This is a genomic window from Serpentinicella alkaliphila, assembly GCF_018141405.1.
In the GTDB taxonomy this organism is placed as follows: Bacteria; Bacillota; Clostridia; order Peptostreptococcales; family Natronincolaceae; genus Serpentinicella; species Serpentinicella alkaliphila.
Genome location: NZ_CP058648.1, coordinates 1,719,052 through 1,742,611, shown reverse-complemented (window position 1 = coordinate 1,742,611; position 23,560 = coordinate 1,719,052). Strand labels below are relative to the sequence as shown.

At 34.8% G+C, this 23,560-nt stretch carries 20 protein-coding genes; 6 read left to right on the top strand and 14 right to left on the bottom strand.

The genetic code is table 11. The annotated features are described in order from the left end of the window. Positions 1 to 4: 4 nt before the first annotated feature. The gene (locus HZR23_RS08750; protein ID WP_132849084.1) at positions 5 to 331 is read right to left on the bottom strand and encodes a (2Fe-2S)-binding protein; all 327 of its coding nucleotides are present in this window, start codon (positions 329 to 331) and stop codon (positions 5 to 7) included. 2 nt (positions 332 to 333) lie between these two features. Then, on the bottom strand, positions 334 to 615 hold the full coding sequence (locus tag HZR23_RS08745; protein ID WP_132849083.1) for a hypothetical protein: 282 nt from the start codon (positions 613 to 615) through the stop codon (positions 334 to 336). A gap of 346 nt (positions 616 to 961) precedes the next feature. Here HZR23_RS08745 and HZR23_RS08740 point away from each other — a divergent pair, with 346 nt between their 5' ends. Together HZR23_RS08740 and HZR23_RS08735 are read left to right on the top strand one after the other, a co-directional pair. After that, positions 962 to 1,276, top strand: a complete 315-nt coding sequence (locus tag HZR23_RS08740) for a hypothetical protein (RefSeq protein ID WP_207667907.1) — start codon at positions 962 to 964, stop codon at positions 1,274 to 1,276. 35 nt (positions 1,277 to 1,311) lie between these two features. Then, the gene (locus HZR23_RS08735; protein ID WP_213050194.1) at positions 1,312 to 1,743 is read left to right on the top strand and encodes a helix-turn-helix domain-containing protein; all 432 of its coding nucleotides are present in this window, start codon (positions 1,312 to 1,314) and stop codon (positions 1,741 to 1,743) included. A gap of 821 nt (positions 1,744 to 2,564) precedes the next feature. Here HZR23_RS08735 and HZR23_RS08730 read toward each other — a convergent pair. The 7 genes from HZR23_RS08730 to HZR23_RS08700 form a co-directional block, all read right to left on the bottom strand. Beyond that, positions 2,565 to 3,911 carry a glycosyltransferase family 2 protein gene (locus tag HZR23_RS08730; RefSeq protein ID WP_132849098.1) on the bottom strand — a complete coding sequence of 449 codons (1,347 nt, stop codon included), beginning with the start codon at positions 3,909 to 3,911 and terminating at the stop codon, positions 2,565 to 2,567. A gap of 500 nt (positions 3,912 to 4,411) precedes the next feature. After that, positions 4,412 to 6,145, bottom strand: a complete 1,734-nt coding sequence (gene ilvD / locus HZR23_RS08725) for a dihydroxy-acid dehydratase (RefSeq protein ID WP_132849080.1) — start codon at positions 6,143 to 6,145, stop codon at positions 4,412 to 4,414. 46 nt (positions 6,146 to 6,191) lie between these two features. Continuing rightward, on the bottom strand, positions 6,192 to 7,472 hold the full coding sequence (locus HZR23_RS08720; protein WP_243098248.1) for a TRAP transporter large permease: 1,281 nt from the start codon (positions 7,470 to 7,472) through the stop codon (positions 6,192 to 6,194). A gap of 3 nt (positions 7,473 to 7,475) precedes the next feature. Continuing rightward, positions 7,476 to 8,009 (bottom strand): TRAP transporter small permease, encoded by a 534-nt coding sequence (locus tag HZR23_RS08715; RefSeq protein WP_132849079.1) that lies wholly within the window; start codon positions 8,007 to 8,009, stop codon positions 7,476 to 7,478. A gap of 105 nt (positions 8,010 to 8,114) precedes the next feature. After that, positions 8,115 to 9,158 carry a TRAP transporter substrate-binding protein gene (locus tag HZR23_RS08710; protein WP_132849078.1) on the bottom strand — a complete coding sequence of 348 codons (1,044 nt, stop codon included), beginning with the start codon at positions 9,156 to 9,158 and terminating at the stop codon, positions 8,115 to 8,117. A gap of 85 nt (positions 9,159 to 9,243) precedes the next feature. Then, positions 9,244 to 10,323, bottom strand: a complete 1,080-nt coding sequence (locus HZR23_RS08705) for an iron-containing alcohol dehydrogenase family protein (RefSeq protein WP_132849077.1) — start codon at positions 10,321 to 10,323, stop codon at positions 9,244 to 9,246. After that, on the bottom strand, positions 10,320 to 11,039 hold the full coding sequence (locus tag HZR23_RS08700) for a FadR/GntR family transcriptional regulator (protein WP_132849076.1): 720 nt from the start codon (positions 11,037 to 11,039) through the stop codon (positions 10,320 to 10,322). The genes HZR23_RS08705 and HZR23_RS08700 overlap by 4 nt, the downstream gene beginning before the upstream one ends. 699 nt (positions 11,040 to 11,738) lie before the next feature. Between HZR23_RS08700 and HZR23_RS08695 the strand changes: the two genes are divergently transcribed. Both HZR23_RS08695 and ilvD (HZR23_RS08690) read left to right on the top strand, forming a co-directional pair. Continuing rightward, the gene (locus HZR23_RS08695) at positions 11,739 to 11,957 is read left to right on the top strand and encodes a hypothetical protein (RefSeq protein WP_132849075.1); all 219 of its coding nucleotides are present in this window, start codon (positions 11,739 to 11,741) and stop codon (positions 11,955 to 11,957) included. Positions 11,958 to 12,047: 90 nt separating this feature from the next. Then, positions 12,048 to 13,724 carry a dihydroxy-acid dehydratase gene (gene ilvD / locus HZR23_RS08690; protein ID WP_132849074.1) on the top strand — a complete coding sequence of 559 codons (1,677 nt, stop codon included), beginning with the start codon at positions 12,048 to 12,050 and terminating at the stop codon, positions 13,722 to 13,724. Between the two features lie 81 nt (positions 13,725 to 13,805). Here ilvD (HZR23_RS08690) and HZR23_RS08685 read toward each other — a convergent pair whose 3' ends face one another. The 5 genes from HZR23_RS08685 to HZR23_RS08665 all read right to left on the bottom strand — a co-directional run bounded on the left by HZR23_RS08685 (position 13,806) and on the right by HZR23_RS08665 (position 18,805). Next, on the bottom strand, positions 13,806 to 15,071 hold the full coding sequence (locus tag HZR23_RS08685) for an anti sigma factor C-terminal domain-containing protein (protein ID WP_132849073.1): 1,266 nt from the start codon (positions 15,069 to 15,071) through the stop codon (positions 13,806 to 13,808). After that, positions 15,061 to 15,567 carry an RNA polymerase sigma factor gene (locus HZR23_RS08680; RefSeq protein WP_132849072.1) on the bottom strand — a complete coding sequence of 169 codons (507 nt, stop codon included), beginning with the start codon at positions 15,565 to 15,567 and terminating at the stop codon, positions 15,061 to 15,063. Before HZR23_RS08680 ends, HZR23_RS08685 begins: the two co-directional genes overlap by 11 nt. Before the next feature lie 670 nt (positions 15,568 to 16,237). Further along, positions 16,238 to 17,044 carry a CPBP family intramembrane glutamic endopeptidase gene (locus HZR23_RS08675; RefSeq protein WP_132849071.1) on the bottom strand — a complete coding sequence of 269 codons (807 nt, stop codon included), beginning with the start codon at positions 17,042 to 17,044 and terminating at the stop codon, positions 16,238 to 16,240. 211 nt (positions 17,045 to 17,255) lie between these two features. Continuing rightward, a complete protein-coding gene (locus tag HZR23_RS08670; RefSeq protein ID WP_213050193.1) occupies positions 17,256 to 18,179 on the bottom strand; it encodes an alpha/beta fold hydrolase in 924 nt (307 codons plus the stop codon). Between the two features lie 41 nt (positions 18,180 to 18,220). Further along, complete coding sequence (locus HZR23_RS08665) at positions 18,221 to 18,805, bottom strand: TetR/AcrR family transcriptional regulator (RefSeq protein WP_132849643.1); 585 nt, start codon at positions 18,803 to 18,805, stop codon at positions 18,221 to 18,223. A gap of 1,025 nt (positions 18,806 to 19,830) precedes the next feature. Between HZR23_RS08665 and HZR23_RS08660 the strand changes: the two genes are divergently transcribed. Together HZR23_RS08660 and HZR23_RS08655 are read left to right on the top strand one after the other, a co-directional pair. After that, a complete protein-coding gene (locus tag HZR23_RS08660; protein ID WP_132849642.1) occupies positions 19,831 to 21,375 on the top strand; it encodes a Ppx/GppA phosphatase family protein in 1,545 nt (514 codons plus the stop codon). A gap of 2 nt (positions 21,376 to 21,377) precedes the next feature. Then, positions 21,378 to 23,546, top strand: coding sequence for an RNA degradosome polyphosphate kinase (locus HZR23_RS08655; protein WP_132849641.1), 2,169 nt, complete (start codon positions 21,378 to 21,380; stop codon positions 23,544 to 23,546). The last annotated feature ends 14 nt before the right edge of the window (positions 23,547 to 23,560 follow it).

Below are 23,560 nucleotides of genomic sequence, written 5' to 3'. Positions count from 1 at the left end.
ACGATCAGCCCTCCTTTCTTTCATTGGCCAGTACCTGCATTTCAATAGGACGCATCGGAGCACGGCCAGTTGATGATTCTAGTTCATTAGGTGATATATTAAGTTCTCGCGCAATAATAGCTTTTACTAACTTCCCACAGGTCTGCCCCTGACACAGACCCATACCTGTACGCAAAAACTTTCTTACTTCCTGAAGTGTAAACATGCCAGCATGTATCGCTCTCCGTATTTCACCCTTTGTAACCTCTTCACATCTACATATAATTATTTCGTCGTCCGCCATTTCCATAAAAACTCCTAAATTCCTAGATCTGTCATTAATCTTTCTCATTTTTAGTGTACCTCCTTCAGTTGTCTAAAGAATCGAGTACTTGTACCCATCTCTTCTGGTACACGAAAGGTTACTAGGTGAGGCAAATCATAGGCCTTTATTGACTTAATTTCTATAACTTTTGCCTCACAAACCACTGTACCACTTCTGTCTAAGGCCTGACCTTTGGAGGTTACCTCCGGAAGGGGTAGAAACTCATATGGTATAGTTACGTAACTATATCCATCTTCTCTATCGTTATCAATTAAAAATATTGCCTGCCCCGAGCAAGAAGCTACACACATTCCACACCCAATACAAAGTGTAGATTCATCAAAAACCGATAGTGCAGTTATATCATCACCTATCAGAATACAATTTTTAGGACAAGAGTCCTGACAAGGATTACATGGTATGTTTTGAGAGCGTATTTATTCGATATAGGATTTAAACTTTATAACTATGTATTTATTATAAGTCGCAAGGCGTACGATTCGTATTATAAAAAACAGATAATGTTCGTGTTTTTTAAATGTTATTTGATTTTTCTGAAAATTTAATGTTAAATTTAACGTTTTATATTGAAAGTTTTAAGTTATTTAAGTATAACCATATTTCGTATTATCAGCTAAGAAATATTACAAAGTTATCATGAATAATTATGGCATTTCACATTTTTATACTTTCAAAAGGGATGTATTGGAATCAGAGGATATGATAGCAGTTCCAGACGCATGCTTCGACCTTCTCTTTACTTGTAATGACACGTCACCCAATGCTGAAATCTGCGCTACAGTTTTACAACCTAAAAAAGTGTTATCTAATCCTTCAAGTTTTTATTTTGGTGTTAGATTTTATCCTGGTGAGTACTTAATAAATAAGGATATCCATATTAAAGAAATTATTGGTAACACTATTTCATTAAAAGATATTCTTGAGACTAGAGATATTATGAAAAAATTGTAACTAGTATGGATTTTATGACCCAGGTATCCTACTTCATGGAATTTTACACAAAACAAATAGAAAAAACTAAATCCACATCAAGCCCTCTGCTTCTAAAAAATCATATGATAAAAAGAGTTATTGAGTCTAAAGGACAAATAAAAATAAAGGATTTAGCCTATGAAATTGGATATTCAGAAAGACATACAAATCTCAAATTTACTGAGTATTTCGGAATGTCTCCAAAACTATTAAGTAAAATCATACGATTTCAGTATGTATTGAACAAACTGAATAAATATATTGCTAATCCTAATCAATCCAGCCTCATTCTAATAGCCCAAGAAGCAGGTTACTATGGCCAATCCCACATGTACAAGGATTTTAGCGAGTTCTCTAGTTGTTCTCCTGGTCAATATTTAGACCTCTTAAGACAAAAAAATTATTACAATCGTCTTGTAGTAGTTAATAGTCTAGTTGATAAATAGGTAGCTTCCTTTTTGTAAGTCTTAATAATCACTATCCACTATTCTCTTTCTTATTTTTATAATGTTCTTAATATTATAATCCCTCATGACGAACGCGCTTTAAACTCACTCAAAACTACGCACGTGTTTCTACTGAAATTTACTTCAAGAATTTGAGCACCTTTAATTTATGTGCATATAATGAAGCGAGATATAGAAGGTAATACCTTTATATCTTAGAAGTTAACTAAGTAGCTTATAAATTTCAGATAGGTAAGGAGGAAACATTGCAAATGTATGATCACGTATATTATAATCAGCCCCCATACGGAAGATCTCCCTTTGGTCCTCCACAAGTTTACTACAGCCACCCGTAAGTCCTCCACCACCATCAGGAGATTTCCAACAGCCCTACCCAGTAGATCCTGGAGCAATTAGATTCTGTTTATTTAAATTTACCTTTGTAGAATTAATTAACGGAAGAAGCTTTGTATTCTATCCAATATTCGTTGGCCCTACCTCTGTTGCAAGTTGGCAACACACAAGAAGGGGCTGGAGTTTTATCGGTATAGATTTAAGAGAAATTAGATTTTTTAGATGTTAATGGCTCTAAAATGTTATTTGGTTCATAAAAAAAGGGCAGGTATTTTGGTTAAAAAAGCAATCTACCCGTCCTTTTTATGTAATTATAAAATAACCCACCACCTATAGATATAACTCACATATACTAAGTATTAAGGATTTCTCCTCCTTAAACTTAGATTACGATTTACAAATTACACTTAATTATTATTCATCTTACCAATTCCTCAATTTTTATGCAGAAGATTAATAGGCACCTCTTATTTCCATACACGCTTTAGAAAGAAAACTTCCTGCATATATCCAAGTATCGAGATTGGACTCATGAGCATTTGATAGAACAAAACGTATACAATAAAGCCAAATCTATTTTTTCTAATGCTTAAGCCTAAATTTTTAAAAACATATTGCTGATATCTATATAATACAAAGTTCTGAATCATCGAAAGTGGTAATACAAATATCGTCACAGGTCCTACAATGTGGTATTTCCCATACAGTGCAATAATCAAACCTGGTATCAATACGAATGTGTAGATAATATCAAGATATGGCATAATTAGATTTATACTAGTAAGATATTTAATATATCCCAAGGGTTGCTTCCAAGGCTTCACAGCCTTAAGAGCCTCTATCATTCCTCTCGCCCACCTACTTCTCTGCCTTGCTAAATGTTTAAGTGAAATTGGCACATCAGTAAAAGCCACAGCTAGAGGCTCATAGAAAACTCTCCATTTATTTTCAAAAAATTTCCATGTTAGAACTATATCTTCTCCAATAGCATCAGGCCAACCCCCTACATACTTCAATACTTCTGTTTTGTATAAAGAAAATGCTCCTTGAGCAACTAACGTCCCTTGATATAATCCTTGCATTCTTTTAATGCTTGCTATACCTAAGAAGTAATCCCATTCTTGAAGTTTAGCAATAAAACTGGTCCTACTATTTCTTACAAGAACAGATCCTGCCACAGCACAAACATCTGATGGGGCCGATATCATTCTAGATACAATATATCTAACAGATGACTTATGTAGCAAAGTATCTGCATCAAGAGTAGCTACAAATTCAGTATCCACATATTTTAAAGCCCTATTTAGAGCATTGTATTTTCCTGGTATGTTCTCATTAATTACAGTAATGTTTAGTTTTAGGTTTTCTCCAGCCCTCTTGGACTCTTCATAAGTTCCATCAGTAGAAGCGTTATCCACTACTATTACTTTTATTTCCCCTTCATAATCCTGCTTTGCTATATATCCTAATGTTTCCCCTATAGCATTCTCTTCATTTCTGCAGGCAATGATTATTGTAATGTCTTCTTCAGGACTTACGGTCACAAACTTAGGTTGCTTATCGCTCAGAAGACTCATAACAGTAAAAGCATTAATATATCCAGGAATGTAAGCTATCCCCGTGATAATTATAATGGCAAATGGCACTGAAACAATAGTACCTAGCTCCCCTACCCATCTTAATGACAAAACGATAGAAACTCCTACCCACAGAAGTGCACCAAAGTGGGCAATAAGAAACTTAATCCACACTTTTATATATATCCCTTTTCGTTCTAGCCGATCGCTTTCGATAATCTTTCCATCAGTCACCATAACACCACCCAAAAGCTCCCCTTATACTTAAAAGTTGCAGTAAGTTTACATAACGCATAACACCATTATATATATAATTAGGAGTAATTAGTATGGAAAAGCATGGTATGTCTTAAACCTTCTCAGTCTAATGTTTTCAATCCTTTTAACCCACTTCAAATTTTTAAATTGTATATCAGTATTCAAAAATAACCTTATTAGCTCCCTTCTCTCAAGAAATAGATTAAATTATAAAACAACCAAAATTTCGATAATAAAAAAAGCCTTAGAAGACATTTTCTACAGACAACTTATCGTCAGTAAAAACCTTCTCCTAAAGCAATTACGTACTATTGACATTTATACTAAGTACATACATTGATATATTCAAGAATAAATATTAGATATTCCAGTATTTTTCAAGTATATGTATAACGATTAAAGCTTTCATAATTCAATACTACGAGGTCACGAGTGTACTAGCTTCATAGCAATACAATATACCATAAAGTATCTAGTGTTTACATTCCTTCTTTAAACTCCATATAGCCACCCTTCATAGGAGATACAGCCAACCTAGTATAAATCCCAAGGGCACCTTTTGTATATTTAGGCTTTGGTTTTATCCACTTGGCTTTTCTTTCTATAAGAATTTTTTCTATTTCCTCTTTAGACCTTTCTTCACCTTTTACACCAATAATGTCAATGCTTCTATTCGGAATATCTAGTGAAATCAAGTCACCTTCCTCCACTAATGCAATAGGTCCCCCTTCACTGGCTTCCGGAGAAATATGCCCTATAGCCGGGCCTCTAGTAGCTCCAGAGAATCTTCCATCAGTAATTAATGCTGTAGTTGAAACCAACTCAGGATCAGAAGCAATGGCTTCTGTTGTATAAAACATCTCAGGCATACCAGAACCCTTAGGCCCTTCATATCGTATAATAACGGCATCTCCCGGACTAATTTCTTTAGTCAATACGGCCTCCATAGCTTCTTCTTCACTATCAAAGGTTCTTGCAACTAAAGTAGCTTGTAGCATTTCTTTTGCTATAGCTGAATGTTTTACAACAGCCCCTTCAGGAGCTAGATTACCCTTTAAAATAGCTATTGCACCTTGAGCTTGAATTGGGTTTTTAGTTGTTTTTAAAATATCTTCTTTGCGCACGCCTTTCTCAACTAAATGTCGATAGCATACATCATAATAGCCGTTCATTTTCAACTCATCTAAGTTTTCACCTAAAGTTTTTCCTGTTACAGTAATAACATCTAGGTGTAAATACTCTCTAATTTCTTCCATAACCCCCGGAACCCCTCCAGCATACCAAAAATACTCACCCGGATAAAATCCACTTGGACGTATATTTAGGATAAATGGAATTTTCCTATGAATTTCATCAAACATCTGTGGAGCTATTTCAATTCCTAACTCATGGGCAATTGTTGGAATATGCAACAAAGAGTTTGACGAACCTGCAATAGCTGCATGTACCATAATTGCATTTTCGAAAGCTTTTTTTGTTAGTATTTGCGATGGTCTTATATCCATTTCCACAAGCTTAACAGCATGTTCTCCAACTTTTCTTGCAAGTCCCTTTAGCTCCTCTGCTGTAGCTGGCATAAAGGCTGTACCTGGCAAGGCTAAACCTAATGCTTCTGCCATAATCTGCATTGTAGCAGCTGTACCCATAAAAGAGCAAGCACCACAAGAAGGACAAGCATTATGCTTAAAATCAGTAAACTCCTGTTCAGTAATTTCCTTCCTTTGATATTTAGCATTATATGTGCCTATCTGTTCTAATGTCAGCATATTAGGACCAGCCTTCATAGTACCTCCAGTTAAAACTACCGACGGGATATCCATTCTAGCAATTGCCTGTAGATGCGCTGGCATTCCCTTGTCACAGCTAGCAATAAATACACCTGCATCATAAGGTGTAGCACCCATATGGATTTCTATCATATTAGCGATGTACTCTCTTGACGCTAAAGAGTAGTTCATACCATCATGACCCTGAGCTTGACCATCGCAAATATCTGTGGCAAAGAATTTAGATGGTTTTCCTCCATTTGAAACTACTCCTTGGTAAGCCTCCTCTACCAAAACATCCAAGTGGGCACTCCCAGGATGACTGTGACCAAAGGTACTCTCAATAATTATTTGAGGTTTAGACAATTCCTCCACCGACCATCCCATCCCTATCCGTAAGGAGTCCATTTCTGGGGCTTTTTTTCTTATTTCTTGACTTTTAAGCATCTATGTACCTCCCGAAATTTCAATCTGACAACTAACTATACACATACTATCTCAGTGCATTATTCGGTATCCAAAGAACCAACTGTGGAAATATTATAATTATTAGTAGTATCGCAACTTGTGTTACTAGAAAAGGCATCATAGCCTTTACAATTCGTTCCAATGAAATTTTTGCAATTCCACAGGAAATATATAATATTGTACCTACAGGAGGTGTTACCAGTCCTATACCTAAGTTTATTACCATCATTACACCAAAGAAAACAGGGTCAATGCCTACTTCTCTAGCTACGGGTAATAATACTGGGCCTAGAATTAATAGAGCTGGTGTTAAATCCATAACGCTTCCAACCAACAATAAGAAGAAATTTATAATCAACAGGACCACAAATGGATTTTCCGAAATGGATAGAATTGTTGTTGCGATAGTTTGTGGTATTCTCACAACAGTAAGTAGCCATGCAACTACCATAGCAGTTCCCGCAACTAACATTACAATACCTGTGGTTTTTCCAGTATCAATCAATACTTTTGGTAAATCTTTTATTGTCATTTCCTTATATATTAATAGCGAAACAATTAAAGCATATACAACTGATACAACGGCTGCTTCCGTAGGTGTAAAGTATCCAGAGATAATACCTCCTATAATAATAACAGGTAAAAGCACTGCCCATATTGATTCCTTAAGGGCTTTAAATACCCTAATTAAAGAAAACTTATCTCCTTTCGGGTAATTTCTCTTTTTAGAAATAAAATAGGTCAGAAACAGTAGAGAAAATCCAATAAGAATACCTGGAATAATTCCTCCTAAGAACATTTTAACTACAGAAACACCACTAATTAGTCCAAATAAAATCATAGGAATACTCGGGGGTATAACAATACCCATAGTAGAGGATGACGCTGTTACAGCAGCAGAAAAATCTGCATCATACCCATCTTCTTTCATGGCAGGAATTAACAATCCCCCTATAGCTGCAGTATCAGCAACCGAGGACCCAGAAATTCCCCCAAAGAACATACTAGCAACAATATTTACTAAACCTAATCCTCCAGTAATATGTCCAACAAGTGCGTTTGAAAGATTAATGATTCTTTTAGCTATACCACCTGTGTTCATAATTTCCCCTGCAAGCATAAAAAAAGGTACAGCTAAAAGGGGGAAGCTGTCAATACCACCAACCATTTTCTGCACTAATACGTCATAGCCAAAGTTCTGCATACCCATCATTACAAGGGCAGCCAAACCTAAACAAAACGCTACGGGTACACCAATTAACAAAAATCCAAATAGTGAAACTATAAATATTATTAGCATATCCATTGCCTATTCCCCCCTCCCATTATTATCGACAAATTGTTTTACCAGCTTAATAATACTATGAAATAAACTTTCGATACTAATTAAAACCATAGCATATCCAGCCAATAGTACCGGCCAATACTTCAAAGTTGTAGGCAGACCTAATGCAGGTGTTCTCGCATTTTTAATTGTCGTTACAATTCTATCTCCACCATAAATCATCGCTCTTGTTACAACTATAATTAATATCCATGAAATAATTTCAAAAACTAACTGTTGTTTAGGTTTAAAACGTTCGACCAACAGCGTCAACCCTAAGTGATCTCTATAATATAGTCCTAAAACCGCACCACTAAATACTAGCCATATAAATAAGATTCTAGATAATTCTTCTGCCCAGGCAATAGAGGCATTAAGGAAGTTACGGCTTATAACAGCATAAAATACAATACCAACCATCGTTAGCAAATTTAAAGAGATAGCCCCCTTAACTATATAGCTAATCCATTTATTCACTATCCCTAAAACCTTAGGTATATAGCTTAACTTTTCAATCATCGCTTGCCTCCTTCTAATCAAAAAGGAGTTTAATATAATTTAAACTCCTTTTCAATTGTGTTCTCCCATATACAGTTGTTAATCTATTCTTTGTTATTTATTATTTTAATTAGATAAACGCTCGATTTCTGCTAAAATTTTATTTACAGTTTCTGCTCCAATTTCATTTCTGAACTTTTCAACCGTAGAGCTCGTAGCTGTTTGGAAAGCCAGTTGTTGTTCAGGTGTTAACTCAATTACAGTCATACCTTTTTCTCTTAATCCGTCTGCCAGCTCTTCCGTATATGCACGATTAATAGCTCTCTGCTCATCTCTAGCTACAATCGCCCCTTCTCTAACTACTTCTTGTAAATCTGTTGGCAATCCATCATAGAATATCTTACTCATCATTAATACAAATGGACTGTACACATGACCAGTTAAGGTTGTATATTTTTGTACTTCATTAAAGTTTTGTAGATAAATTGTTGGAACAGGGTTTTCTTGACCATCTACTACTCCTTGTTGCATAGCTGTAAATAACTCACCAAAAGGCATTGGAGTAGGTTGAGCACCTAAAGCTCTAAAGAAATCTAAGTGAACCTGGTTTTCCATTGTTCTAATTTTTAACCCCGTCATATCTGCAGGCGAAGATACAGCTACTTTATTGTTTGTTAAATGACGGTATCCATTTTCCCAATAAGCTAATCCCACTAAACCACTCTCTTGTAATCCATCAAGTAACTCTTGTCCGATTGGACCATCCAAAATAGCATCTGCTATTTGAGGACTTGGGAATAAGAACGGAAGGTCAAAAGCCATAAATCTTTTGTCAATAGATGTAATTGGTGCAGTTGAAGGACATGTCATCTCTTGACTTCCTAACTGAAGTGCTTCCATCATTTGTATATCATCACCTAATTGACTGCTATGGAATAGTTGAACTTCGATTCTACCTTCACTTTCTCTTTCAACATATTCTTTAAACACTTCTAAACCTTTGAACTGTGGATGTTGATCGTTAAGACCGATTCCCGCACGAATAACAAACTTCTCTTGCTCAGCGCTTGTTCCTGGCCCTGTGTTTCCTCCAGTTGATTTACTAGTACAACCTACTAATACTAGTGAAAATGCCAACATTAAAGCAACAATTTTTTTCATGTTTCTCATGAATGCATCCCCTTTGCATGGTTTTTTATAATGTCTTTGTATCATAGTAAAATATAATACAAAGAAACACTAACAATAGTTTGTGCTAACCTTTTAATGCCTCTAGCTTCTGCATTGCTTCAAATAACATGTCTTTAGTTACAATATAAGGTACCTTTTTCATATCCGGAGCATTTATTGCCTTCTCCAATACACCATCCAAATAAGCCCTATCATTCTTAACACCCAAATCCTTCAAACTAATCGGTAGCTTTATTTCCTTATAGAAAGCAATTAATCGTTCTAATTCTTCTTCCTGTTTATCGATAGCTAATAGAAGTAGTACCCCATAGGCTACAACCTCACCATGAAGATGGTGCTTCTCTATTTCTTCTAATAACGTAAATCCATAGAAGGTACCATGAGCAATAGCACCGTTATTTTCATCCCCCACAAGCATAGAAACAATACCAGTACTAATTATGTTATTTAAGATAACCTGTTCTAGTTCGTAGGAGGCTATTTTATTATCACTATCCTCTAAGGCCTTCCTTCCATATTCCAATAAGGGTTCAAGACACATGACACTTAGCTCTTTAGCCATAGCTGGACTATGAGACAGCTTTTTTCCTCTAGTAGTTAGTCTTACTTCATAATACTTTGCAATGGTATCACCTATACCCGCCCATAAGTATTTTGTAGGAGCATCTGCTATTATAATACTATCCATAAAAATGTGAACAGGTGGTGAACTTAAATGAAGTAAGGCTTCAAAGTCACCTTTTTCTGTATATATAATAGATAACGGCGTAGTAGCTGCACATGTAGCAGCAGTAGTTGGTATTGTAACAGATGGAATACCAGCCCCCTCTGCAGCGGCTTTTGACGTATCCAGGGCCTTTCCTCCCCCCACTCCTACTATTATATCTACACTTTCATTCTTCGCCTTTTCGACAATCTTATCTATGTTAGAATATGTACACTCTCCTCCATACCACATAAAATCAACTATCTCTAATTTATTTTCATCCAAGGATTTTCTTAGTTTTTCTTGTGCTTTTTCTAAAGCAATTTTTCCACCCACTATCAGTACCCTCTGACCATAGGATTTTATAACACCTCCAACAGTCAATAGAGCATCTTCCTGAATCGTATAGCTAGGAAATTTTACTGTTGCTCTTATCATGCCGTCACCTCTTTAACTATAATTTCTTTTTCTTTTTCCTTAATCTTAAGAATTTCATTATAGGTTCTTCGAATATGCCTTTGCATAAAGAGAGCAGCTAATTGTGGATCCCTTGATTTTATTGCATCCAATATTTTCTTATGCTCTTGAACCCCTCCGGAAGGTCCTAGACAACGATTTATTTCCTCCTGCTGTAATTTCCAAATATCCGTTAATATGGTGTTTACTTTGGCAACTAAAGAGTTTTTAGACCCTTTAGCTATTTCCATATGAAATTGATAGTCAGCATTTGCAAATTCAGGTGATTTATTGTTATTATCACACATCACTTGATAACATCTTTCCAACGCTTCAATAGTTTCTTCATCACAACGCTCTGCACAAAGTCTAGCACTGTCTACCTCTATTACTTCTCTAAACTCTAATACATCCAACAAGTCGTCATGATCAAGTATAATCATTGGTATTAGGCCATTAAGATAGATTGAGGGGGATAGCTCATTAACAAAGGTTCCTCCACCATGCTTTTTTGTAAGTATATTTAAGGCCACCATTTTCTCAATGGCTTCTCTTACCGACATTCTACTGACACCCAATTCTTGAGATAATTGATTTTCAGAAGCTATCTTCATGCCTGGTGTCCACTCTTTATTAAAGATTTTTTCTTCAATAGCCTTATAAACGATTTCACTAATATTTATTTTCTTCTGGTCCATCCTATCACTTCCCCACGCTTGACTCGTCATACAACTTTTAACTTAATTATATTACATTATGGTAAATAGTGTCAATATTTATTGAGTAATTTAACAATACTCTCCCAAAACAAAACTGCATAACCCAAGAATGAATTGGTTTTTACAGGAATTTAAATATTATTCTTAGTTTTGTATACTTATCCATATTTGTAATACAACTCCATTAAGTTTAAATCCTTTAATCAAGTTGTAATACAACTTAACCAGTGTTTTTCACATTTACTAAAACTAATAGTGAATAGATTGAGTGATTTGGATACGTTGTTGTTGCTCAAAAGTATATTTATACAAATATTTAATAAAGCCAAATAATCCAGTTTTATCTCTTAACCTTTCAATGACAACTCATACCCTCTAAATAAAGGCCTATAATATACATTGGTAAATTAAAGCCTTTAAAGTTGTTATTTTAAAATTTTTTCTTTTATGTCCACCATTAGTGGATATATCATTAGGATAACTAAGCTAAACAATTGTTCCTTTGTAAAAGCTTCTTAGATAAAATACTAACAAGCTTCGTTATAGCAGTATGTGTTGTTAGAATATGTAAAAAACTGTATAATATATTAAAGATGAATCTATTTGTTCCGCTAAGAAAGAAGAAAATTACAAAAATGATATAGACTTTTAGTTGAATTTGAAGACTGGAGAACTTATTTGATTTTATTTAATAGGTTAAAACATGATTTAGATTACTCATTAGATAGAGAAGTAAATGTATTTATAAAGAAATCAGCATATCCATTGATTAAAGAGCAAGTTATGACTGAGCGTGGAGATGTGAAATTAATAGAAAAACGTAAAAATAATGATATTCTTTTTTGTCCATCATCTAACATGTATTCACACAGGACTGCTAGCTACAGGTTTTTTTAAAGGTAGCGATAAGTTAGCCTATTCAAGGATGTTCCAAACACGGAAGCATTATGAAGTAAACATAAAAAACTTTTAGGGAAGGGTGAAACGATGTTTAATAGAAGTCGTGATATTTTACGTGGTCCAGAATGGGCAAATGTAAGGGCTCTTTATAAATCAAGTGGTTTTAGTAATGCAGAGCTTGAAAAACCTATTATTGGTATAGTAAATTCTTTCAATTCAATTTGTCCAGGGCATATGAACTTAAAACAGCTGACACAAAAAGTAAAAGAAGGAATATATGCTTCAGGTGGAACCCCAGTAGAATTCGGCACCATTGGAGCTTGTGATGGGATCGCTATGGGGCATAGGGGAATGAGATATGTGCTACCCACTAGAGAAATGATTGCTAATGATATTGAAGCTATGATTGAAGCCCATAGGCTAGACGGCTTAGTTCTTCTAGGTTCCTGTGACAAAATCGTCCCAGGAATGCTTATGGGGGCAATGCGAGTAAATGTGCCTACCGTATTTGTAAATGGAGGTCCAACTCTACCGGGTAGAATGAAGGAAGGAAATCCCTATGGAGGAGAATATATCGACCATTCTATTATCCAACAATCCGAGGGAGCACTAAAGTCAGGTGCTATAGACCAAGAAAAATTCAATTGGATAGAAGATCATGCGGTACCTACAATTGGTTCCTGTGCAATGCTTGGAACAGCCAATACTATGTGTTGTCTAGCTGAGGCTATAGGACTTGCCCTTCCAGGTAGTGCTGCAGTGCCTGCTGTTTATAGTAGAAGGCTAAGCATTGCCTTTGATAGTGGCAGGACAATAATGAACCTAGTACATAAAGAAATATTAGCAAAGGATATTATAACGAAAGATGCAATTATAAACGCTATTAAAGTAAACTCTGCCATAGGGGGTTCTACAAATGCTGTATTGCATTTATTAGCTTTAGCCCACGAGGCTGAAATATCATTAGATATCTTTGAGTTTGGAGAAATTAGTAAATCCATACCTCATTTAGTCCCTATGATTCCGGCAGGTCAATATACTTTGCTGGATTTTTATGAAGCAGGTGGAGTTCCAGCAATTATGAAGGAGCTTAGAAGTCAGCTGTCTTTAGACTGCATGACCTGCACCTCAAAAACAATAGAGGAAAATCTTCAGATGTTTAAAAACTATAATAATGATGTAATTAGAAGTCTAGATAAACCCGTTCACACCCGTGGTGGTATTGCAATCTTAAAAGGTAATCTTGCTCCAGATGGTGCAGTAACAAAGCCCTCTGCCATTCCTATAGAAGCCCTTTATTTTCAAGGTCCTGCAAGGATTTACGAAAGCGAGCAAGAAGCATTGAATGGTATTCGGGGTAATCAAGTACAGCCCGGGGATGTAATTGTTATTAGAAACGAAGGTCCTAAAGGGGGACCTGGTATGCCAGAAATGTATAAGGCTATGAAGTTATTAGTGGGGATGAATCTAGGCAGCAAGGTTTGTGTTATAACCGATGGAAGATTTTCTGGTTCTAACAACGGATGTTTTGTTGGTCATATTTGTCCAGAGGCAATTGACGATGGACCTATTGCCTATTTAAAGAACGGAGATATGATCACTGTTGATGTAATGCGAGACAGTATTGATGCACCAAATGTTGATTTTGAACAACGAAGAAAAGAAGGTAGAAAAGTATCCTATCAAAGTGTTAAGGGATATTTATATCAATATAGAAAAAACGTTAAAGCTGCATCCGAGGGGGCGGTTATACCTTCTCGATGATAAAAAAAATTATCAATAAGTATCCCCTTCCGACTTTATCTAGAAGGGGATGCTTTTTATTTATTAAAAAATCATTATTGTTTATCGATAGTAAATATTTGGTCTCGTAGATAAAACACTATTGATATGAATAGTATCATAAGGTATTTCATCGATGTGTTCTAAAAATTCTTCTGCCGTTCCATATACAAGCACTCCGTAGGTCTTAACTCCGTGTTCATCAATGTACTTAATGGCATCATCATAAAAGTCTATCTTATAAAAATTATAGTCAAAGATTTCTACAAATTCTTTACGATTTCTTAAGTATTTCAAACGTGATCGAAAATGGGTTCCATAGGCCTCAGGAAAATCCTTTTCTGATAAAGTGCGTTCATCCCACATATCAACTAGATTAAAAAGTGGGTATTTTTCCGAATCAGGTCGGCGATTCGAGGATGGTTCATCATTGAAATTCGGGTTAAATCCTACTAAATGCATTGGTTGCGTTTCACTCCATTGGGTACCTGGATCCGTGGTACGAACCCCTACCCATTTAAAGTCAAGTGCCGAATACTCTCTCCTCATGTGATAAAACTCTTCCATAGTAAGATCTTCATCAAAAACAATACTCATAGATATAAAGGAAAGGGGATTAAGCTCGTTTAAATAACGAAGAGTTACTTCATTTTTTCGTTGAGCATCTTCATCTCTTAGTATTATAGCATCTTTTGATGCATATTCAGGAAAAGGATACAGTATCTTTTCAAAACCTTGCCATTTACTGAATCGGTTTTGTGTGCTGAAGATTCCATCAATAGCGTGAGTAATTCTTCCCCTTGAAAGGTCAATAAAATGTCGTTGATCATTTTTTGTAAAGAGATCCCACAAAGAATAGCTTAGTTCATAAGTCCCAAACCCTTTCGGTTTCTGGAAGGTAAAAGAGTAAATAGAATGCCCTGGCATATTCAAGCTAATATAAGCTTGCATGTCATAAGAAAAATCAGATGATTTAAATTGCTGTTCTTCTGACTGAGTAATCGCTGTAGGATCATAGTACATTTTATCTACTACACTGGAAACTCCGTAAAAAAATCCAATGTAAAGTACTATCACAATAAATACAGATGTGATTACAACTTTAACTAACCTATGATTAACAACCTTTTGAATATTTCTTATCTCATCTCCATTGATCGGAAGGGTCTCTCCATCAAATTTATCTGTTTTGAAAAACTGATCAGATATACTCTCAGCAAAATATCCTTCTAAAGATTCATATTTTTCCAGTTCTTCCTCAATAATCTTTACCTCTTCGTCTGTTGCAGTTCCTTCTTTATACCGCTTCAATAAGTCTTTAAAATTCATAGGAATCCTCCTTTAATTCTTTTCCCAATTTTTTTCGAGCTCTATATAGAGTGGTTTTTGTATGGCTTTCCGACCGATCAATAGTAATAGAAATATCTCTGATACTCATTTCTCCATAATAATACAGATAGAGAACCTCCCTGTAGTTTTCTGGCTCTAGTCTAATTAGAAGCTGGTAGATGCGTTGATCCCTTTCCTTTTGAAGAACACTCTTTGCCGGCCCCTTTTCAGAGATGTGCGATAGAGCATACTTGTAATAATCTAATGTTAAGCATTCGTGATCCTTGCGTTTTAGGTCAATAAAGTGATTCTTTAAAATCCTAAAAAGCCAATACTTAAATGATCCCTCTGGTACATTCGAAGTGATAAAGGCTTTATAGAAGGTTTCACTGACTAAATCCTTCGCCATATCTTCCTGCCGGCAGAGACTTAGGGCGTAAAGGTAAAGCTCTTTATAATATTTTCTATAGGCTCTGTCCATGGCATCAGACTTCATCGAAAACCCCCTTTCACTATATAAACGGCTTACCTTAAAGAAGGTTACACTGTTTTTGAATTTATTTCTATTCTTTTTCTAAATATTAAAATCCTATGTTTTCAATCTATTCTAACTTCACTTACATTCTATATTCGCTACAGGACCTCAAAATACTCAAATATATCATTTATATAATATCTCTATACCCTACAATCTTATCTCCATACTTTTTTCGCAAGTATCTAAGTTAGACTCCCTTAAATTAAAATTCCCTCAACTTGTAGTCTGAGGGAAAATAACAACACACTTTATTATATAATTTGTTTGAGGTAGGATATAGTTGTTTTATTATAGAAGTGGAAGTATCCTTAAAACAAGGCTGAAATTTGAAAACGACTCACTTACTGAACTTTAAAATTAATACTTGCTATGCGTACGTCATATCTACATTTAATTCGGCCTCGATACTAACATGCTAATGGTTTTGAAAAAGAAACCTGTGAAAGCGTACTCCTTATAATATTCAGGATATACACTTCCCATCTCAATTTATTATGTACCCCTAATTTTGCAATACTATTCTTCACCATTCTCAATTCTCTACTAAGTTTATAGTCCTCCCTATATTGTGTGTCCGCAAGAACATTTATTTTTGCTATCATTATACTACTAAAAACATTACGTTTATTTAACCACAAGATGTAACTTTTTTGTTACTGCTTAAATATATTCCAATAAAAGCCACTCCAACTACAAGATATAGAATAGAAATAATCGCGAAAAAATAAGCGTCTCCTGCAAAGAAGCTTAATGAGAAGTTAAAACAGAAGTGAATCCAGAAGGCTATAAATAAATTATCACATTTTTTCATAAATACGGCCATAATAATTGTTAAAGCCATCATAACGACTATATTTGATACGATATAAATTAATGAATTCAATCCAACAAAATCAGAATCGACAAACCAAAGGGGCGTATGCCAAAATGCCCAAACCACACCTAGAATAATATTTCCTCTAACGAAACCATATCTTGCTTCCATTTCTGGACGTAAATAACCACGCCATCCAGACTCTTCCCCTGATGGTCCCTGTAAAATCGTAAACAGAATGGTACTTAATATAGTAGATGGAACAAATATAAGCTGCGCTATAATAGGTGTTTGTTCTATTGTAGACAAAATCCATACTGACAGCAAGAAAATCCCAATTATTATGATTGGTATAATCAAAATCAGATCAATTTTCAGTTTTTCATTAAATGCTTTCTTATAGAATTTCTTAATACTCATACCGGACTTTAAATTTTTTAGCATAACTAGAAGTACAATAGTTGGTGACCAGCTACACAATACCGCTACCCATTTCATTACAAAAGTTGGGGCATGGAACACCATAGACGCAAAACCACCGATTCCTAAAATCATTATCCAAAACAATATGTATGTGTTCAACACATACTTCCACATAAAATCAAATTTCTTCTCTTTCATCTATCCTTCACCCTTTTTTTAAAAAATCCTTTTTTAAAATTTACTACAATTTATTTTAAAATATACTAAGTATAAAAACCCTTTTGTTTTCCTACCCTGAAGCTATAATAACATTATATAAAATAGTTATTTAGATCTCCTTTGAATTTCATTTTTCTTTAATATGCTAATCTTCCATTTTATCAGACATACTCATATAATTGATTTTGCCTTATATTTTATCAGCCAAATTAGTTGCTCCTGCCAACACATCCTTTTCCAATATTTCTTTGACTTTTTCAGATTCTTCAAAAATTGGGCTATGGGCTGAATTTGTAAAGGTATAGAATCCTTTCATCTGTGCCTGTAGTTTCTCAAAATACTCTTTAGTTAAAGTATAATTGCATGTATAATCGTGTATACCTTCAAAGAAATAGACGGGAATGTTCAACTTCTGTACTATCTTAGTCAAATCCGTTTCCATCATCTCATCCCACATCTTCTGATATTGGCTAGAGTTTTTACCACGCCATAAATTTATCTTTTCACTAAGGGTATACTCCCTACTCTGAAAGCTTGTGAAAAAGACACCCGTGATTACCGACTTCATATTGTGCATCGTACCTATGCCAAGCCTATGCATCGCTTCGTCACGTAGATTACGATATGCCTTTGGCACAGCATTCATTTCAGGTATAGGAAACTTCTCAAGCTTTTGGACCATTCTTATATTCCTGACCTTCGTATACTGTTCTATCATATATTTGTATGCTAGTTTTTCAGATTCGAACTGTCGTGACATCTGAGCCACGCCGATATAGGCGTTGTACAGCTCTGGTGCCCGTGCAGCAACCTGAATCCCAAGAAAAGATCCTCCCGAATGTCCCATTAGGTAAATCTTTTCCTGTCCAAAGCGCTTGCGAAGGTAGTTTGATACCTCTATTGTGTCGGATATCAACTGCTCCCATGTAACAGTCTTAGGGGGAACCTCCGAATTATAGGAAAGTCCAGTACCTCGTGTTTCCCAATAGCAGACCGTAAAATAATCCTCAAGACCTGTAGGATATTTACTAGTAAGCCAATACGTAGGTAGACCTGGACCTCCATGCAGGAAAAGCAGTACTGGCTTCGCTTTATCCCTACCCTTAATAAACATCCCCTGTTACTCCTTATTTGTATAGCCAATGGCTAGTAAATTTATTTATTCCAAATAATATCTTCGATTTTTTCTTCCCAAGCCTTGTCATAATGCACATTTTTCATTGTTGCAATGGAAGCAAGGCCATGCACGGTCGCCCATAAGGAGATGATTGCATCTTCCATTTTAAGCTTTGTCATTCCCATCCCTCTGAAAATAGGCAAAGCAACGGTTTTTAAAAACTCAAAAGGTGGAAAGTTCGAGCTTCCATCACCATCTAAGGAAAGATTCACCTCCATACACGGCTGAGAAAATAGAAAATAGAAATATTGGGGGTTATTAATAAAAAACATAACATAACTCTTACCAATTTGAACAAGAGTACTTGGGTCATTTGGATTAGCGCAAGATTTTATTGCATTCTCCAGTATCTCCATAAACTGTTTCACAACATGGGCCTGCATTGCTTCCAATAGATCCTCTTTACTTTGAAAGTGACTATACGGGGCTGCTTGACTTACACCACATAGTCTAGATACTTTTCGTAATGAAAATTGTTTTGCACCCTCTTGGTTAATTAGCTCAATACCAGCTTCTATTAGTGAATTTCGTAGATCTCCATGGTGATATGGTTTACTTGTCATTTCCTATAACCTCCAGTATGTTAACATCGTTAAGGTTATTATACTTTTGTATCTTAACAGTGTCAATATTTAATATGAACATAAAATTATCTAACTAAAACTTTTATTGCCATAACAAAATCCACCAATATATCATGGATGAATGCAGTCTGTATTATGTTTGCGAAGGAATTACAAAAGCTAACTCAATTAGTCAAGGCTGACCTTATACAGTCTACGCCTGGAGTAAATGGGGGTTCTTAGGAAGACTAAAACTGAAATTAGCTTTTACGACGTCATTCAAGCTATAGAAGGTAGTGGCGGCTTTTCACTTGTGAAATGAATGAGAATCATGCTTGTAATATAGAGAAGATTATGAGGGACGCCGAAGATAAGATGGTTAACCACCTTAAAAAAAAACGTATTTATGATATTATTTGAAAAAGAGTTAGAAATATAAGCAGTTAGAACTACTCATTTTGCAAATATAGATAATTACATTCTGTATTATATTTTATGGAAGTTATATTATGAATCACATGTATAATCACAATCAACTAGATCAAAAGCTTTTAAATAAAATTGCTTTTTTAGATAACAATCAAAGAGAGAAACTCATACCACCGGAGGTACTTATTAGCCAAATGCCTATCCAAAAAATCATACTTTACTCGATGTCGGTGCTGTTTCAGGTTTTTTTACCATTCCTATGGCAGAAAGCATATCTCCTAATGCCAATAAATATAAGTAAAAATATTTGTACATTTTTTAAAAGCATAAAAAATATAATAATTGTACATTTTCGAATTATAATTTACATCTGGTACTTTACATTGATTAGTTCCCCTCATTTAGCTCTTTTACCCCAGACCATCATTTATCTAATTACTGGTTTAAAAACAACAATTAAATAGTACCATTCTTTGTTAAGATTAATGTTAATTCAATCTAAAATTTAACAAAAATTTAACATTTTTGAGCTTTAAGACATCATTCCCCTGAAATATAATATAAAATATTTACTAAAATTACCTGGGGGAATCGTCATGAATAAAAGTAAAAAGCCCTTAACAATTGCTGGTATAAGCGTAGGCTCCCATGCCTTAAAAATAAAGATCGTTGAGGTAACAGAAAAACAAGAAATTATAACACTAGAAAAGGTTAGTAAGAAAACCTCATTGGGAAGAGATACATTTTCAAAAGGTAAAGTAAGCTATGAAGTTGTTGATGAAGTTTGTCAGATTCTTAAAGGTTTCAAAAGATTGATGAATACTTACAAGGTACAAACTTATCAGGCTTTTGCTACCACCGGCATCAGAGAAGCAGAAAATAGAGATTATATTTTAGATCAGATTAAATCAAAAACAGGATTAAATGTTGAACTTATAAATAGTTCTCTTAAAAGATTTCTTACATATAAGGCTGTTAGAGAAAAGCTCCCTAATTATCAACAACGTAGAAGTGAAGGATCTATGTTTTTAGATATTGGTTCAGGTAGTATCGAACTTTCTATCTATAGTAATGGAAATTTAACCTTTAGCCAAGATTTAAAGCTAGGTTCCCTTAGGCTGAAGGAGCTTTTAGTGAGTCTAGAAGATAAGACCCTGAACTTCCCTAAAGTTTTAGAGGATTATATCAGAAGTAATACTGATATACTATGGAAAACTTTTGATTTTCATGGGCCAATTAAGCACTTTGTTTTAGTTGGTGACATCATCAAGGATATATGCAGCATTTGTAATTGCACTGATTATTTGATTGATAAAACTCGGTTTTTAACTATATATCAGGAACTTCTTAAAAACCCCCACCATAAAGCAATATATCGTCACAACATTTCCCAAGAAGGGGCCTATATACTCCTTCCTACTATGATGCTTACAAAAATATTTTTGGACACGACCTCCTCTGCCAAGATCTACACCCCTTTGGTATCCTTAGAGGATGGCATTGTTTCTAATATTATAGATGAGAAATTCAATACTAATAGAAAGCAAGAATTTCTCCAAGATACTTATTCACTTGTTAAAACAATAGCAGAAAAATATCGTTGTGATCAAAATCATGCACATGAAGTAGAGAAGAAATCTTTGATTCTATTTGATGCTTTAAAAAAATTCCATGGTTTAGGTGACCAAGAAAGATTATTACTATCATTGGCAGCAGTACTACATGACATAGGAAAATTTATTAATATGAATAAGCACTATAAACACTCCTACGACATTATTATAGCTTCTAATATTATGGGGATTTCCCAACAACAGTTGGAGATTATAGCTAACATCGCAAAATATCATAGTGACTTGACCCCTACTATGGCCCATAAAAATTTTAATCAGTTGAGCTTCCAGGATAGAGTTGTTGTTGCCAAGCTAGTATCAATCATCAGAATTGCTGATGCCCTTGACAGAAGTCACCAACAAAAAATTAAGGATATTAGAGTAAAGTTTCAAGAAAAAAAAATGATTATTAAAGCTATTGCTAAAGCCGATACTCTACTGGAAGAGTGGACCTTCCATAATAAATCCTTCTTTTTTGAGGAGGTCTTTGGCATTACACCTATTCTAAGTATAGAAAGAGAGGCATAAGGATGGTAGAAGTAAATTTAAATAAAAGGGAATACTATATTAACAGAGAACTTAGTTGGTTGGAATTTAACTATAGAGTTTTACAAGAGGCCAAAAATAGTAAAAATCCATTACTTGAACGTTTAAAATTTTTATCCATTGTTAGTTCAAATCTTGATGAGTTCTTTATGATTCGAGTAGCCTCCTTAAAGAATCAGGTTCTTGCTGGTTATAATAAACTTGATCCCTCTGGTCTCTCACCTAAAAAACAGCTTAATGCTATTTCTTTAGAGACACATAAAATGATTTCTCAACAGTATCAGCTTTTCAATAATTCTATTGTACCTAGTTTAAAAAAGCAAAGCATATTTCTTTTATCGAAGGATGATTTACATAAAGACGAAATACTTTTTTTAGAAGACTATTTTAAGAATGTTGTTTACCCTGTTTTGACTCCCATGGCAGTGGATTCCAGTAGACCTTTCCCATTAATTTTGAACAAAAGCCTAAATATTGCTGTTCTAATTGAAGATAAGTCTGCAGAGGGTGAATTTGTTTTTGCAACGGTCCAAGTTCCCTCTCTACTTCCTCGTTTCAAAGAGTTACCTTGCAGCAAAGGTCACTCTAAGCGTTTTATCCTTTTAGAAGAAATAATTACCCTATTTATTGAAGAATTATTCCTGGGGCATCCAGTTGTTTGTTCTTTTCCTTATCGCATCACTAGGGACACAGATTTAACGATCGAAGAGGAAGACGCAGAAGATTTACTTGTTGAAATAGAGCGATCTTTGAGAAATAGAAGACGAGGATCAGCTATTCGGTTAGAAATTCATAAATCTATAGATACAAGACTAATCCATATACTAAAAACTGCTTTGGAGATTCACGAAGGGGAAATTTATTATATTGATGGGCCTCTAGATTTAACTTTTCTCTTGAAAATATATAACCTAGAGGGTTATGATTTCTTGAAATATCCCCATCATACCCCTCAAATACCTAAGGATCTGATCGATAGTGATGACATATTAGATGCTATTGCAAAAAAGGACATCCTTCTCCATCACCCCTACGAAAGCTTTGACCCTGTTATTGACTTCGTAAAAAAAGCTTCGATTGATCCACAAGTACTAGCCATCAAGCAAACCCTATACAGGGTAAGTGGGGATTCCCCTATTGTACAGGCCTTGATAGAAGCTGCAGAAAGAGGAAAACAGGTTACGGTCTTATTAGAGGTTAAGGCTCGTTTTGATGAAGAAAATAATATTCAATGGGCAAAAAAACTTGAAAAAGCAGGTTGTCATGTAATTTATGGTTTAGTAGGACTTAAAACCCACTGTAAAATTACTCTTGTTGTCCGGATAGAGGAAAATAGAATAAAAAGATATGTTCACTTAGGTACTGGGAACTATAATGATATTACAGCAAAGTTTTATACGGATATTGGTCTTTTTACCTGTAAGGAGACTTTTGGCGCAGATGTCTCTGCAATCTTTAATATGTTATCTGGTTACTCAGACCCCCCTGACTTGTATAAACTAGAAGTAGCACCTCTTAACCTAAGGGGAAAATTTATGGAGTTAATTAAAGCTGAGATCCAACATGCCCAACAAGGAAAAAAAGCAAAAATTATTGCAAAAATGAACTCCCTAGTAGATATAGACATTATTAAGGCTTTGTACCGTGCATCTATAGCTGGAGTTAAGGTTGATTTAATTATAAGAGGTATCTGTTGTCTAAAACCAGGCATTCCTCATATTAGCGAAAACATTCGTGTTATTAGTATAGTAGGTAGGTTTTTAGAACATAGCCGAATCTACTACTTTCATAACGATGGTTCTGAAGATATATATCTTTCTAGCAGTGATTGGATGCCAAGAAATTTAGACAGAAGAATAGAGACGCTTTTTCCTATTGAAGATATTATTGCTAAAGAGCGAATCATAGAATTGCTTGAAATTTCTCTATTAGATACTGTAAAAGCTAACCGGTTGAATTCGGAAGGGAAATATTTAAAAATTGACAAGAGGGGTAAAAAGACTCTGGATTCTCAAATCTTTTTCTATAAACTTGCTATGAAAGAAGTCAAAAAACATAAGAACCAAAACTCCAACCCTGTTTTTGAGCCTGTTACCTCTAATGACAGCATTAACGCGGTTGAGAATATTATAATTGAGCCAAAAACCAGTTAATTAACAGGAGGGAG

Coding starts and splice junctions, on each gene's coding strand:
- HZR23_RS08750 (WP_132849084.1), bottom strand. CDS start 331: ATGAGAAAGATTAATGACAGATCTAGGAATTTAGGAGTTTTTATGGAA.
- HZR23_RS08745 (WP_132849083.1), bottom strand. CDS start 615: ATGTGTGTAGCTTCTTGCTCGGGGCAGGCAATATTTTTAATTGATAAC.
- HZR23_RS08740 (WP_207667907.1), top strand. CDS start 962: ATGAATAATTATGGCATTTCACATTTTTATACTTTCAAAAGGGATGTA.
- HZR23_RS08735 (WP_213050194.1), top strand. CDS start 1,312: ATGGAATTTTACACAAAACAAATAGAAAAAACTAAATCCACATCAAGC.
- HZR23_RS08730 (WP_132849098.1), bottom strand. CDS start 3,911: ATGGTGACTGATGGAAAGATTATCGAAAGCGATCGGCTAGAACGAAAA.
- ilvD (WP_132849080.1), bottom strand. CDS start 6,145: ATGCTTAAAAGTCAAGAAATAAGAAAAAAAGCCCCAGAAATGGACTCC.
- HZR23_RS08720 (WP_243098248.1), bottom strand. CDS start 7,472: ATGGATATGCTAATAATATTTATAGTTTCACTATTTGGATTTTTGTTA.
- HZR23_RS08715 (WP_132849079.1), bottom strand. CDS start 8,009: ATGATTGAAAAGTTAAGCTATATACCTAAGGTTTTAGGGATAGTGAAT.
- HZR23_RS08710 (WP_132849078.1), bottom strand. CDS start 9,158: ATGAGAAACATGAAAAAAATTGTTGCTTTAATGTTGGCATTTTCACTA.
- HZR23_RS08705 (WP_132849077.1), bottom strand. CDS start 10,323: ATGATAAGAGCAACAGTAAAATTTCCTAGCTATACGATTCAGGAAGAT.
- HZR23_RS08700 (WP_132849076.1), bottom strand. CDS start 11,039: ATGGACCAGAAGAAAATAAATATTAGTGAAATCGTTTATAAGGCTATT.
- ilvD (WP_132849074.1), top strand. CDS start 12,048: ATGTTTAATAGAAGTCGTGATATTTTACGTGGTCCAGAATGGGCAAAT.
- HZR23_RS08685 (WP_132849073.1), bottom strand. CDS start 15,071: ATGAATTTTAAAGACTTATTGAAGCGGTATAAAGAAGGAACTGCAACA.
- HZR23_RS08680 (WP_132849072.1), bottom strand. CDS start 15,567: ATGAAGTCTGATGCCATGGACAGAGCCTATAGAAAATATTATAAAGAG.
- HZR23_RS08675 (WP_132849071.1), bottom strand. CDS start 17,044: ATGAAAGAGAAGAAATTTGATTTTATGTGGAAGTATGTGTTGAACACA.
- HZR23_RS08670 (WP_213050193.1), bottom strand. CDS start 18,179: ATGTTTATTAAGGGTAGGGATAAAGCGAAGCCAGTACTGCTTTTCCTG.
- HZR23_RS08665 (WP_132849643.1), bottom strand. CDS start 18,805: ATGACAAGTAAACCATATCACCATGGAGATCTACGAAATTCACTAATA.
- HZR23_RS08660 (WP_132849642.1), top strand. CDS start 19,831: ATGAATAAAAGTAAAAAGCCCTTAACAATTGCTGGTATAAGCGTAGGC.
- HZR23_RS08655 (WP_132849641.1), top strand. CDS start 21,378: ATGGTAGAAGTAAATTTAAATAAAAGGGAATACTATATTAACAGAGAA.